12 protein-coding genes are annotated in these 12,907 nt (G+C 75.4%); 5 read left to right on the forward strand and 7 right to left on the reverse strand.

Annotation, left to right across the window (positions count from 1 at the left end):
- Window positions 1-11: 11 nt before the first annotated feature.
- The 3 genes from ACFYVJ_RS20225 to ACFYVJ_RS20235 all read right to left on the reverse strand — a co-directional run bounded on the left by ACFYVJ_RS20225 (window position 12) and on the right by ACFYVJ_RS20235 (window position 3,297).
- Window positions 12-1,235 (reverse strand): glycosyltransferase family 4 protein, encoded by a 1,224-nt coding sequence (locus ACFYVJ_RS20225; protein WP_388893235.1) that lies wholly within the window; start codon window positions 1,233-1,235, stop codon window positions 12-14.
- Between the two features lie 132 nt (window positions 1,236-1,367).
- Window positions 1,368-2,690 (reverse strand): ABC transporter substrate-binding protein, encoded by a 1,323-nt coding sequence (locus ACFYVJ_RS20230; RefSeq protein ID WP_388893237.1) that lies wholly within the window; start codon window positions 2,688-2,690, stop codon window positions 1,368-1,370.
- 43 nt (window positions 2,691-2,733) lie between these two features.
- Entirely contained in the window at window positions 2,734-3,297 is a 564-nt protein-coding gene (locus tag ACFYVJ_RS20235) for a hypothetical protein (protein WP_388893239.1), read from the reverse strand.
- 207 nt (window positions 3,298-3,504) lie between these two features.
- Between ACFYVJ_RS20235 and ACFYVJ_RS20240 the strand changes: the two genes are divergently transcribed.
- Genes ACFYVJ_RS20240 through ACFYVJ_RS20250 form a run of 3 tightly spaced genes read left to right on the forward strand, consistent with a single transcriptional unit; the run spans window position 3,505 to window position 7,428 of the window.
- On the forward strand, window positions 3,505-3,939 hold the full coding sequence (locus tag ACFYVJ_RS20240; protein WP_388893313.1) for a hypothetical protein: 435 nt from the start codon (window positions 3,505-3,507) through the stop codon (window positions 3,937-3,939).
- Window position 3,940: 1 nt separating this feature from the next.
- Window positions 3,941-6,760, forward strand: a complete 2,820-nt coding sequence (locus ACFYVJ_RS20245; protein WP_388893241.1) for an ATP-binding cassette domain-containing protein — start codon at window positions 3,941-3,943, stop codon at window positions 6,758-6,760.
- Window positions 6,757-7,428, forward strand: coding sequence for an ABC transporter ATP-binding protein (locus ACFYVJ_RS20250; protein ID WP_388893243.1), 672 nt, complete (start codon window positions 6,757-6,759; stop codon window positions 7,426-7,428). The genes ACFYVJ_RS20245 and ACFYVJ_RS20250 overlap by 4 nt, the downstream gene beginning before the upstream one ends.
- 10 nt (window positions 7,429-7,438) lie before the next feature.
- On the opposite strand, the gene ACFYVJ_RS20255 is transcribed toward ACFYVJ_RS20250, so the two are convergent.
- On the reverse strand, window positions 7,439-8,155 hold the full coding sequence (locus tag ACFYVJ_RS20255) for a transglycosylase family protein (RefSeq protein ID WP_388893245.1): 717 nt from the start codon (window positions 8,153-8,155) through the stop codon (window positions 7,439-7,441).
- 355 nt (window positions 8,156-8,510) lie between these two features.
- Here ACFYVJ_RS20255 and ACFYVJ_RS20260 point away from each other — a divergent pair, with 355 nt between their 5' ends.
- Window positions 8,511-9,467 (forward strand): hypothetical protein, encoded by a 957-nt coding sequence (locus tag ACFYVJ_RS20260; protein WP_388893247.1) that lies wholly within the window; start codon window positions 8,511-8,513, stop codon window positions 9,465-9,467.
- A 111-nt stretch (window positions 9,468-9,578) separates the two neighbouring features.
- Window positions 9,579-9,806, forward strand: a complete 228-nt coding sequence (locus ACFYVJ_RS20265; RefSeq protein ID WP_388893249.1) for a hypothetical protein — start codon at window positions 9,579-9,581, stop codon at window positions 9,804-9,806.
- An 82-nt stretch (window positions 9,807-9,888) separates the two neighbouring features.
- Here the strand turns inward: ACFYVJ_RS20265 and der are convergent, their stop codons facing one another.
- The 3 genes from der to cmk all read right to left on the reverse strand — a co-directional run bounded on the left by der (window position 9,889) and on the right by cmk (window position 12,830).
- Window positions 9,889-11,379: a ribosome biogenesis GTPase Der gene (gene der / locus ACFYVJ_RS20270; protein ID WP_388893251.1), complete on the reverse strand. Its 1,491-nt coding sequence runs from the start codon at window positions 11,377-11,379 to the stop codon at window positions 9,889-9,891.
- 84 nt (window positions 11,380-11,463) lie between these two features.
- Complete coding sequence (locus tag ACFYVJ_RS20275; RefSeq protein WP_388893315.1) at window positions 11,464-12,066, reverse strand: lysophospholipid acyltransferase family protein; 603 nt, start codon at window positions 12,064-12,066, stop codon at window positions 11,464-11,466.
- Between the two features lie 53 nt (window positions 12,067-12,119).
- Window positions 12,120-12,830, reverse strand: a complete 711-nt coding sequence (gene cmk / locus ACFYVJ_RS20280) for a (d)CMP kinase (protein WP_388893253.1) — start codon at window positions 12,828-12,830, stop codon at window positions 12,120-12,122.
- Window positions 12,831-12,907: the final 77 nt, after the last annotated feature.

A 12,907-nucleotide genomic window follows, 5' to 3' on the forward strand; every position in this document is an offset into this window, starting at 1 on the left:
CGAGCGGCCCCTCAGGCGGCCGCCGCGCCCTCCCGGGTGCGGTGGGCGTACAGCCCGCCCAGCACCGTGCCGGTCAGGGGCAGCGTCGGACGGTGGGCGTGCAGGCGGGCGAAGAGGTCGTCGTAGCGCTCGGCGGCGCGCGCCGGGTCGAACCGCGCGGCGTTGGCCAGCGCCGCGGTGCCCATCTCCTGGCGCAGGTCCTCGTCGCCGATGAGCCGCAGCAGCCCGCGGGCGACGGCCGCCGGTCTGTGCGGCGGTACGAGGATGCCGTCCTCGCCGTCGTGGATGATCTCCCGCGGGCCGAGCGGGCAGTCCGTCGCGACCACCGGCAGACCGCCGCGCATCGCCTCGGCGATGGACAGCCCGAACGACTCGAGCACCGACGTGTGCGCGGCGATCGAGCCCTTCGGCCACTCCGCCTCCATCGGGTGCACGGCGCCCATGAGGAGGACGTGGTTGTACAGGCCGAGGCGGTCGATCTGGGCGCGCAGCGCGTCGTGGCGGGGGCCGCCGCCGTAGATCCGCAACTGCCAGTCGGGGTGCGCGTCCGCGACCCGGTCGAACGCCTTGACCAGGTGGTCGAAGTGCTTGAGCGGCGCGAGCCGCCCGGCCGCCACGACGCAGCGGGCGGTGTTGTCGGACGGCTGTACGCCGGGGGCAGGCACGCCGTTGGGGATGGCGGTCACCGCCACGCCCGGCAGCCGCAGGTGCTCGCGGTAGGCGCGGGCGTCGGCCTCCGTCATGGTGACGACGGCGTGCAGCCGCGGGTACGCGGCGCTCAGCGCCACCCGCAACTGCCGGGGGTGGGTGGCGAACGTCAGGTGCTCCTGCCCGACGCGCAGCACGCCGCGGCGGGTGTGCCGGGCGAGGGCGACGTTGAGCCCGGGGCGGGTGCCGATGACCGCGTCGGCGCCGAGGTGGCGCAGGTGCGTGGCCAGCAGCCGGTCGGTGAGCGCGCTGTACTGGCCGTAGCGGCCGTCCGCGGGCGGGTAGTGGCGCGCGGGGCGGGCGTGGTCGGGGTGGCCGGCGGCGTAGCGGGGGCTGCCGGGGCGGGCGTCGAGGAGGGCGCGTACGGGCACGTGCGGCCCCGCGTCGAAGAACGGCTCGTCCTCGCGCCGGAAGACCGAGACGATCTCCACGTCGTGCTGCTCTGCGAGCGCACGGGCGAGGGTGAAGGTGGTGCGGACGGTGCCCCCGACGGCGTACGCGTTGCTGATCAGGAAGGAGATCCGCATGGTGTACCTCGGGACGGGTGCGGGCAGTCCCCCGCAACAGCGTCGCACAGCCGCGGCCACCCGGCATCACGGCAGGTCGGAGCCGGTACGGGCCGGTCTCGGCCGGTGGTACGGGCCGGTGGTACGGGCCGGTCAGGGCCGGTACGGGAGCTGCGGCACCGTGAAGCAGTTGTCCGTCATCTCGCCCTGGCTGACCCAGCCGCCGGCACCGCCGTCCGCGTCGTCCTGCCAGCGGGCCGCCGACACGCACGTGGGCCGGGTCTGCGGCGGCTCCGGCACCTGCTCGAAGCGGGCGGGCAGCAGCAGCCCGCCGGCGTCGTAGGGCTCGGCGCGGTTCATGAAGTCCTCGACGCACGCGCGCGTCAGGTCCTCCCCGCACGACGTCGCCGCGTCCGCGAACCACATCGCGGCGGCCCAGCCCTCCAGTTGCCACTGCGAGCGGGTGCCGGTGTCCGCGTAGCGGTCCATGCCGTCGCGGAACGCCTTGACCGCGGGGTCGCCCGTGTCCTCGTAGTTGCGGCTGGAGCCGGTGACCCAGAGGGAGTTGCGGCAGCGCTCGGCGTCCGCGTAGTCCTCCGGGACGCCGGAGTTCCAGTTCTGCACGTTGGTGACCTTCGCGGTCAGCTCCACGCCGGCCTCGTCGAGCGCCCGGCACAGCTTGGCGTTGCCGCCGGTGTCCACAGCGTCGAAGACGAGGTCGACCCCGCGGTCGCGCAGGTCGGCGGCGACCGCGTCGAAGTTCGGCAACGAGAAGTCGACCTGCTCGGTGACGACGTCGTAGCCCTCGGCCTCGAGACCGCTGGTCACGCTGCGGGCGTACGAGGCCGAGGCCGCCTGGTTGTACGAGACGACGGCCGCGGTGCGGGCGCCGTGCTCCCGCTTGAAGTAGCGGTAGACCTCGGTGCCGCCGTACAGGTCGCCGTCCCAGCCGGGCTTGCCGCCGGTGCGCGGGGCGCGGCTGCCGTAGATGCCGTACAGGTGCGGATACGTCTCGTACGCGGCCCCGATCGGCTGGCCGCCGATGTCCGGCACGCCGGCGTCGCTGACCTGCGGGGCGCCGGCGTAGTTCAGCGAGGTGGTGGCGACGAGCGCGAACACCTTCTTTTTCAGCACCAGTTCGCGTACGCAGTCGCTGTTGCCCAGGCCGCTGCCGCCGTCGTCGCAGGTGACGACCTCGACGGGGCGGCCGCCCACGCCCCCGCGCGCGTTCAGCGCCTCGAAGTACGCCCGCGCGCCGTCCTGCGGCCCGCTGAACGCGTCGCCCACCGGGCTCGTCTCGCTGGCGATGACGCCGACCGTGACCGGCTCCCCGCGCGCCTCGCCCGACGGCGCGGCGCCGCCGCCCCGCTCCGCGGGCCGCTCGGTGAACTCGCTCTCGGGCACCCTGCTACCGCACGCCGCGGTCAGCAGCACCAGCGCGGCCACCGCCAGCGCGGCACCCCCCGGTCTCCTCAACCCGGCCTCCTCACCCCGGTTTCCTCACCCGGATCTCCTCGGCTCAGCACCCGGGGCCCGGCGATCCGCTCATCTCGACCAGGGTGCAGATCGCCCGCTTCGACACCTTCCACGAGCCGTCCTGCAGCACCGAGACGCCCGTGGCGCCGGGCACCACCGTCTCGCCCTCGAGCGCGATGTCGTACGTCACCTCCGCCTCCTCCGCGGAGTCGAACTCCACCCCCGTGACCTCGGCGCCGACCTGCTTCCACCGCTTGTCGTCGGAGAACGCCGTCATCAGCGGCCGCATCGCCTCGCCGTCCTCCAGCACCGCCAGCTTCGCGTCGGCGTCGGAGTCCGGCGAGAAGAACGTCGTCCAGTTCTCCTCGATCTCCTTCTCCGCCGCCGCCGGATCGGCCGGTTCCGCGCCGCCGGCGCCGTCCGCGCCGCCGTCCGCACCCTCGCTCGCCTCCGCGGCCGGGCCGCTCTCCGGCGCCTGCGCGCTCGGTGTCTTGTCCGGTGTGTCCGCGCCCCCGCCGTCGTCCCCGCAGCCGGCCGCGCCCAGCCCCGTGAGCAGTACCGCCGCGGCCAGCCACGCGGCGCTGCGCGTGCGTGCTCCTCGGGTCATCCGTCCTCACCCCTGAAGGTCGTCATCGTCGAGTGTCCCGCCGATCGGTCGGCTCTACTGCGCAGTAGAACCACACAGGGCATAGTGCATCCCAAGCGGCGGCGATGCACAGGGGGCAGAATGCGGCAAACCGGCCCGGCGCGCGGGCACTCGCCGAAGGCCATGGCCCTGCGGTGGGGCAGTTGGGCCGCGCTCGCCGCGGGGGCCGTGCTGTGCGCCGCCGGCTGGTACGGGGTGTCGGGAGAGCGGTTCGCCGAGCGGCAGATCCCGTATCTGGCGTCGTGCACGATCCCGGGGGCGGCGCTGATCGTCGCCGGGGCGGTGCTGCTGTCGCGCGGCGACCAGGGGCTCGCGGCGGCGCGGGTCGAGGAGTTGTACGGGCTGCTGGTGGCCACGGACGCGGAGGGCGCGGGCGCCGCCGCGGGACCCGCGCCGGCTCTCGCGGAGCCGGGCGCGGCGGGCCCGTATCTGGCGGTGCCCGGCGGGACGCTCTACCACAGGGCCGGCTGCCCCCTCGTCGACGGTAAGCCCGGCGCCGTACCGGTCGCGGATCCGGTGGAAGCCGGCGGTGGGGAAGGGGCGCTGACGCCGTGCCCGGTCTGCGAGCCGGACCCCGGGGCGGCCGCCACGCCGGAGGCGTGAGGTGTCCCTCACGTACGAACTGACGCTCGCCGGGCTCGCGGTGGGCAGCGCCGCTGCGCTCTCCGGCATCGGCGTCGTCGTCACGTACCGCGCCACCGGGGTGCTCAACCTGGCGCACGGCGCGGTCGCGATGTTCACCGCGTACGTCATGCGCCAGCTCGCCGTCGGCTGGAACTGGCCGCTGTGGGCGGCGGCGGCCGTCAGCCTGCTCGTCGTCGCGCCCGGCATCGGGCTGCTCATGGGGCGGTTCGTCTTCCGGCCGCTGTCGGTGCTGCAGTCGGGCGGTGCGGGCGCGGGCGGCGCGCAGGCGCTGGTCGCGTCGCTCGGGGTGTTCGTGCTGCTGATGGGCGCGGCGGGGCTGCTGTGGGGTACGGGCGCGCGCACCGACGCACCGGAACTGCTGCCGTCCGACCCGTGGGTGCAGCTCGGTACGGCGGTGGCGCTGGCCGGCGCGGTCGCGGCGGTCACGCGGTGGACCCGGTTCGGGCGGGAGCTGCGCGCGGTGGTCGACGACCGGCGACTCGCGGCGCTCAGCGGCATCGACGCCGACCGGGTGGCGGACGCGGGCTGGGCGTTCGGCACGTTCACGGCGGGAGTCACGGGCGTGCTGCTGGCGCCGGAGTACCGGCTGGACCCGTACGGGCTGCCGCTGCTGGTGATGGCCGTCATCGGGGTCGCGGTCGCCGCCGGGCTGCGGAGCCTGCCGGCGGTCGTGGCGGTGGCGCTGGCGGTCGGCGTGGCGCAGGCGCAGCTCACCCGGTTCCATCCGGCGGGCTGGGGCGAGCAGGTGGTGCAGGCGCTGGGCGCGAACCTCTTCGCGGTGCTGCTGCTGGTCGCGGCGCTGGCGCTGCCGCGGCTCCGGGCCGGCTCGGGCGACGGCTTCCTGCGGGTGCCGGCCGCCACCCTGGACTCGGCGGGCGACGGGCGGACGTGGCTGGTCGCCGGGGTGCTGTTCCTGCTGCCGCTGGGCTTCGCGGGCCCGGACCTGACCACGTCGGTGCAGGTGCCGGCGCTGGCGGTGGTGCTGCTTTCGCTGGTGGTCGTCACGGGGCGAGGGGGCCAGGTCTCGCTCGGGCAGGCGGCGTACGCGGGGCTGGGGGCGCTGTTCACGGCGCTGCTGGCGGCGGGGCGGTTCCCGGGGCTGCCCGAGCTGCCGGAGCTGGTGGCGCTCGGCGTCGCCGTGTTGCTGGTGGCGCCGGTGGGGCTGCTCACCGGGTATCCGGCGATCCGGCGGAGGGGCCTGGCCCTGGCGCTGGTCACGCTGGCGGTGGGGGTGGCGGTGAGCCGCTTCGTCTTCGCGCAGCCGTACGCGACGTCGGGCCTGACGCTGGGCCGCCCCGCGGGCTTCGCCGGGGACCGGGCGTTCTACGTACTCGAACTCCTGCTCCTCGCCGCCGCGGTGGCGGCGGCCTGGGCCCTGCGCCGCGGCCGCCAGGGCCGCGCGCTGGCGGCGATACGGGACCACGAGTCGGGCGCCGCGGCGGCGGGGGTGCCGGTGCCGGCCCTGAAGGTCACCGCCTTCGCGGCGGGCGCGGCGCTGGCCGCCCTGGGCGGCGGCATGCTGGCCATGGGCGCCCGCGCCTTCGACCCCAACGCCTTCGACCCGGTGCGGGGCCTGCTGTGGTTCGCGGCGGTGGTCGTGCTGGGCGCGGACAGCATGCTGGGCGCGCTGCTGGCCTCGGCCCTGCTGGTCGGCCTGGACGCGGGCACCCGCGGCGGCATGGCGGCGGCGGTGATCGGCATCCTGGCAGTCCTCCTGGGCCGCTTCCCTGGCGGCCTCTACGAGGCGGCCCACAGGGCGGCGTCGCACTGGCACCGCACCCCGCGACTGACCCCGCTGGGGCTGCGCGTACGGCGCCGGCTGGTGCCACCGGATGCGGCGAGGTCCGCGGGTGCGGCGGGGGCGGTTCCGGCGGGTGCCGGGCCACCACCGGCGCGTACCGCGGCCGGCGCCGTGGTCCCGGAGCCGCGCCCGGCGGGAGCCTTGGGCGCGGGCGAAGCCCCGCAACCGCCGCACCGCGGGCCCCGGTCCGCCGCCGAAGGCCCTCCCGCGCCCGGCGGTCGCCCGCACCTCGTATCGGGTGCACCCGACACGGGCGCAGACGTGCTCGTCGCCCGCGGGGTCTCCGTTGCGTACGGGGACTTCGCCGTGCTCTGCGGGGTCGATCTGCGGGTCGCAGCCGGGCGGGTCACCGCGCTCGTGGGGCCCAACGGGGCCGGGAAGTCCACCCTGTTCCACTGCCTCGCCGGGACGCTGCGGCCGCGGGCCGGGCGAGTGGTGCTGCGGGGGCGGGACGTGACGCGGCGCAGTGCGCACGTGCGGTCCCGGCTCGGCCTCGCGCGGACCTTTCAGCAGCCCGCCGTCTTCTCCTCCCTCACCGTCGCCGAGAACGTCGCCGTCGGCGCCGAGCAGGGCCGCGTCCGCGACCCCGCCGCCACCGACCGCGTGCTGCGGCTCCTCGGCCTCGACGGGCCGCTGCGCGACGCGCCCGCCACGGACCTGCCCACCGGCACCCTCCGCCGCGTCGAACTCGGCCGTGCCCTCGCCGGCGGCCCCCGCGTGCTGCTCCTCGACGAGCCAGCGGCGGGACTCGACCTCGCCGAGACCGCCGCGCTCGTCCGCATCCTGCGCGCGCTCGCGGCCGACGGCATGGCCCTGCTCGTCGTCGAGCACGACCTCGGCCTCGTCGGCGAACTCGCCGACACCGTCCACGCGATGGCCGCAGGCCGCATCGTCGCCTCCGGCACCGCCGCCGACGTGCTCGCCGCGACCCGCAGTGGACCGGCCGCCGCCGAAGGCGCACCTGCGGAGGCCCCGTGACCGTCGAGATCGCCCTCCACCGCGCCCGCGTCCGCTACGGCCCGCTGGAGGCCCTGCACGGCGTCGACCTCCCCGTGCCCGCAGGCCGGCTCACCGTGCTGCTCGGCCGCAACGGCTCCGGCCGGACGACCGCGCTGCGCGCCCTCGCCGGCACCGTGCCGCTGGCCGCGGGCCGCGTGGTGTGGCGCGGCGCGGACGTCACGCGGATGCCCGCGTACGCCCGCGCCCGCCGCGGCCTTTCGCTGACCCCCGAGGTACGCGCCGTCTTCGGCTCCCTGACCGTCGCGGAGAACCTGCGGCTCGCCGCCCCCGGCGGCGGCACCGGCCCCGCGCTCGCCGCGTACCCGGAGCTGGAGCGCCTGCTGGCGCACCGCGCCGGCACCCTCTCGGGCGGCGAGCAGCGGATGCTGGCCGTCGCCCGCGCGCTGCTTTCCCCCGCCCGGCTCGTCCTCCTCGACGAGCCGGGCCAGGGGATGTCGGCCGCGGTGGCGGCCCGTACGCACCAACTGCTCGGCGGGCTCGCCGCCACCGTCGTCGTCGCGGAGCAGAGCCTGCCGCCCGGCCTTGCGGCCGCGGCGACGGTGGTGCACGAACTCCGTCGCGGCAACGTGGTGTTCAGCGGCGAGCCCGCCGAAGCCGGGGCGCCGTGGCACACGGCCGCCCGCTGAGGAGGATCCGTCAGACGTGCAGCCGCTGGCCCGGCAGGATGACGTCCGGGTCGGCGCCGATGACGTCGCGGTTGGCCTCGTAGACCTCGCGCCACGGCGTGCCGTGCGCGTCGGCGATGCGGCTGAGCGTGTCGCCGGACCTGACGGTGTAGTTGCCGTCGCCGCGCTTCACCGGCTGCCGCTGCTGCTCGCCGCGGTCCGCCCGCGGCTCGGTACGCGGCTGCCCGGCGGGCTGCTCCTGCTCCTGCTGCTCGGGCTGCGCCACCGCGGGCGCCCCGCCCGACGCGCCGGCCTGGACGGAGCAGTGCGGCCAGGCGCCCCAGCCCTGCGCGGCCTGCACCTTGGTGGCGACGGCGATCTGCTGCTCCCGGCTGGCTTGGTCCGCGGTGGCCGCGTAGGCGTTGCCGCCGTACGCCTCCCAGGTGGAGGCGGCGAACTGCAGCCCGCCGTAGTACCCGTTGCCGGTGTTGATCGCCCAGTCGCCGCCGCTCTCGCACTGCGCGATGCGGTCCCACACCCCGCCGTCCGCGGCGCCCGCGGGCGCGGCTGCGGCGAGGAGCGCGAGGGGGGTGAGGAGCGCGGCGGCTCCGGTGACGACGGCGGCGTTCCGGCGCGTGCCGCGCATGCCGCGTGTGCTGCGTGTCCTGCTGGCGCTGATGGTGGTGCCTGCCTCACTGGTCGTACGGTCACTGCGGGTGGCGCGTATGTCGCCCTTCGGGAAAGGCATACGTTCCTCTCGGTGGACCCGGGTCCCCTGCCCGGGCGGTGCTCGGTGCACGCGGCGGCCGAATCTAGGCAGGCTTGTCGGGCGTAATCAACCAAGACCCCGTCATTCGAGGCCAGTTGCCGGTTACCGCGGGTATCGATCAATACCGGACAGGTCGCCGAGCCGGTCAAATCCGGCTTTGTCTGGCAAATCTTCGGTCGCGCTGTGGCTCGCCTCACGGCACCAACGGGCGTGATTCGCACATCAGTTGACCCACAGTGAGAATTTCCGGTCAACTCCCTACGGTCCGTACACCCCGTTCCGGCAATCGCCGCCCGGGGCGTGACTCCGCACACAGGTCGTCCGTTGTGCCCAGATGAACACGCACCACGACGACGAGGAGCGACTCGTGCCCCGCATGCTCGAAGTGAGCGACGCCGTACGCGCCGAGATCGGCGACGAGGAGGCGGACCGGCTCGTCGCCGGCGAGTCCGCCCCCGGCACGTACGACTGCACCTCCTGCCGCGCCCCCGGCGACACCGCGCAGGAGCAGACGAGCACCGTGCTCTTCGTGGGCGAGGAGACCGCGGTGCTCGCCTTCGCCCACGCCACCTGCATCCCCTCGCAGGTCGTCCCGGTCTCCGAGGACCAACTGCAGGGCGCCGTCCGCTCGATCACCGCGGACGAACGCCCCGCACCGGGGCACGCCCCGGCGCTCCCGCCCCTGGAGGCGCACGACCCCGCCGCCCTCGCGCCCGCGGTCTCCCCCGCGCCCCCGATCCCCGTCCCCGCCGGCGCCGCCGCCTCCCCCGCCGCGGCACCCGCCGCCCCGGCACCTGCAGGCGGCGACCACACCGAGGCGCAGGCCGTCCTGGGCGTCACCTGCGGGCTGGTGATGTGCGGCGACGACGCCCGCCCCGCGCTGGTCGTCGAGCCCACCGCGCCTGTCGTCCGGCCGGGCTCCGAGGGGCCGGGCGACGACTTCCTGCCGCTGCTCATCGAGGGCGGCTTCCTGCCCGTGATGGACATGGTCAAGCCCCCGGCGCCGGTGACCGGCTGGTCCGTGCTGCTCGTCGCCGGCCACCTGCACGCCGTGATGCAGCCCGGCACCGCGGGTCAGCCGCCGAGCGCCTGGTGGCAGGCGCACCAGCCGCTGCACGTCTCGGACGGCTGGCGGGCCGCCGCGGCGAAGGAGCAGGAAGTGCTGGTCTACGCCGCGCCCGCCGGGGCGATCGGGCGGCAGCCGCGCGAGGACCTGCTCGGCGAGGCGCTGACGCAGGCCGCCGCGCGCGGGCTGCTCGTCGGCGCGACGATGCCCCTCACCGGAACCTGATCCGAAACCCGAACGGAGCACCGGTACCTGATCGGAGCAACGCGTACCCGCATCCCTCCGTACCGCGCCTTCGTTGCACAAAGTGTGCACCGATACCACGCGATTCCCGGCATGCGCCCCGCCCACGAGCCCCGCGCGGCCGCCCGCCCCTCGGGGACGCCGATCTACGACGCCCTCTTCGCCGAGTACCGCCGGCTCTTCCGGGCGCTGCCCGGGGACCGCTCCGGCGAAGAGCAGCTCCGCTTCGACGCGATCATGAACTCCCGCCCGTCACTGCCGTCCACGGGGCGCCTGCGGTCACACTTCCACGTGCACCGCCACCGCGCCGCCGACGACTAGGCGGCCGCCCGGCCCGCCGCCCCGTGCCGCGTACGCCGCCAGGCGCGTACGCGGCACGCGCAGCCCCGGGGAGCCGGGGCCGCTACTTCTTGCGGCCCCGCTTCTCCCGCACGCGTACCGAGATGCGGATCGGGCTGCCCTCGAACCCGAACTCCTCGCGCAGCCGCCGCTCGATGAACCGCCGGTAGTTCGCCTCGATGAACCCCGAGGCGAAGAGCACGAACCGCGGCGGCCGGGTGCCCGCCTGGGTGCCGAAGAGGATCCGCGGCTGCTTGCCGCCGCGCACCGGGTGCGGCTGCCCGGCCACCAGCTCGCCGAGGAAGGCGTTGAGCCTGCCGGTCGGCACCCGCGTCTCCCAGCCCGCCAGCGCCGTCTCCAGCCCCGGCACCAGCTTCTCCATGTGCCGTCCGGTACGAGCCGAGACGTTGACCCGCGGCGCCCACTGCACCTGCACCAGGTCGCGCTCGATCTCGCGCTCCAGGTAGAAGCGGCGCTCCTCGTCCAGCAGGTCCCACTTGTTGTACGCGACGACCAGCGCCCGCCCGGCGTCGACGGCCATGGAGATGATCCGGGTGTCCTGCACGGTCAGCGTCTCGCCCGCGTCCACGAGGACGACCGCGACCTCCGCCTTCTCCAGCGCGGCGGCGGTGCGCAGCGAGGCGTAGTAGTCGGCGCCCTCCTGGAGGTGGACGCGCCGCCGGATGCCCGCGGTGTCGACGAAGCGCCAGGTCTTCCCGCCCAGTTCGATCAGCTCGTCCACCGGGTCCCTGGTGGTGCCCGCGACGTCGTCCACGACGACGCGGTCCTCCTTGGCGAGCTTGTTGAGCATCGACGACTTGCCGACGTTCGGCCGCCCGATGAGCGCCACCCGGCGCGGGCCGCCGAGCCCGCCGGCGAACGACTGCGCGGGCGCGTCCGGGAGCGCTTCGAGCACGGCGTCGAGCATGTCGCCGGTGCCGCGGCCGTGCAGCGCGGAGACCGGGTGGGGCTCGCCGAGGCCCAGCGACCACAGGTACGACGCCTCCGACTCGCCCGACTGCCCGTCGACCTTGTTGGCGCAGAGCACCACCGGCTTGCCGGCCCGGCGCAGCATCTTGACGACGGCCTCGTCGGTGTCCGTGGCGCCCGTCTGCGTGTCCACGACGAAGACCACCGCGTCCGCGGCCTCCACCGCGTACTCGGCCTGCGCCGCGACGGAGGCGTGGATGCCGAGGACGTCCTGCTCCCAGCCGCCGGTGTCGACCACCTTGAAGCGGCGGCCGGCCCACTCGGCCTCGTACGACACCCGGTCGCGGGTGACGCCGGGACGGTCCTCCACGACGGCCTCGCGGCGGCCGATGATGCGGTTCACCAGAGTCGACTTGCCGACGTTCGGCCGGCCCACGACGGCCACCACGGGCAGCGGGCCGTGCCCGGCCCGCGCCAGGTCGCCCTCGACCTCGTCGAGGTCGAAGCCCTCCTCGGCGGCCAGCTCCATGAACTCGGCGTACTCGGCGTCGCCCAGCTCCCCGTGCTCGTCGCCGTGGGCCGCGCCCTCCGGGCCCTCCTCCGGGGAGATGCCGGTCTCGCTCATCACGTTCCTCGTCCTTGCGTTCTCGGCCGCGTACGGCCCGGTCGGCCGGGCAGCGGCCTTCACGTCTGCTTCAGGGCACAGGCCCTAGCGGCCAGTGTCGCGCCTTGCGGCGGCCAGGTGCGCGGTCAGCCGGTCCTGGATGCGCAGCGTCGCCTCGTCCATCGCCTTGCGGGTGCGCCGCCCGTCGGGCGAGCCGGCCTGGAAGGGCTCGCCGAAGACGATGTCCACGTGCGAGCGGACCGGCGGCAGTGCCTTGACCACGCGGCTGCGCCGCTCCGCCGTGCCCAGCACCGCGACCGGCACCACCGGGGCGCCGGAGCGCACCGCGAAGTACGCGAGGCCCGCGCGGATCGAGGAGAAGTCGCCCTCTCCCCTGCTGCCCTCCGGGAAGATCCCGAGCACCCCGCCCTCGTCCAGCACGCCCAGCGCGCGGGTGATCGCACCCCGGTCGACCGTGGTGCGGTCGATGGCCACCTGGCCGATGTTGCGCAGGTACCAGCCGACGACCCCGACGAACGCCTCCTGCTTGATCAGGAAGTGCACGGGACGCGGCGAGGTACCCATGAGCAGCGGGCCGTCGACGTTGTGGGAGTGGTTCCCGGCCAGGATCACGGGCCCGCTCGCGGGCATCCGCCAGGCGCCCAGTATCCGCGGCTTGAAGTAGCCGTGCATGACGGGCGCGGACATCCGCCGCCCGACGAGCGCACCCCGTGTCTCCGGCACCGCGCCGGCCGGTTCTGTCACCGACCCTGCTGCTTCTCTTCGACGAGGGTCACGACGCACTGGATGACCTGCTCCAGGGTCAGCTCCGTCGTGTCCACCTCGATGGCGTCCGCGGCCTTGGCGAGCGGCGAGACCTTGCGGCCGGAGTCCGCGGCGTCGCGCCGGGCCAGCGCCGCCTGGGTGGCGGCCAGGTCGCGGGCCTCCTTGCCCTTCAGCTCGCCGCTGCGGCGCGCGGCCCGTACCTCCTCGGAGGCGGTGAGGAAGATCTTCAGATCCGCGTCCGGCAGCACCGTCGTGCCGATGTCCCGGCCCTCGACCACGATCCCGCCGCTCTTCGCGGCCTCGGCGGCGATCGACCGCTGCAGCGCGGTGATCCGCGACCGCACCTCCGGGACCGCGCTGACGGCGCTGACCGCGGCGGTGACCTCCTGGGTACGGATCGGGCCCGCGGCGTCCGCGCCGTCGACGGTGATGGTGGGCGTCCCCGGGTCCGTACCCGAGACGATCTGCGGCTTCTCCGCGGCGGCGGCGACCGCGGCGGCGTCGGCCACGTCCACCCCGTTGCCCAGCATCCACCAGGCGGCGGCCCGGTACTGGGCACCGGTGTCGAGGTAGCGCAGCCCGAGCCGGGCGGCGACGGCCCGGGACGTGCTCGACTTGCCCGTCCCTGCGGGGCCGTCGATGGCGACGATCACGGGGGCCCGCTGGGCCCTGGCAGCGCTGTCCACGGGGCGTACGACACCCTTCCTGAGGTCTACGACGAGGTGAAGCCGAACTTGTGCGGCACTAGGTTACTGCTACCTGT

This window comes from Streptomyces sp. NPDC004134 (assembly GCF_042874195.1).
GTDB lineage: Bacteria > Actinomycetota > Actinomycetes > Streptomycetales > Streptomycetaceae > Streptomyces.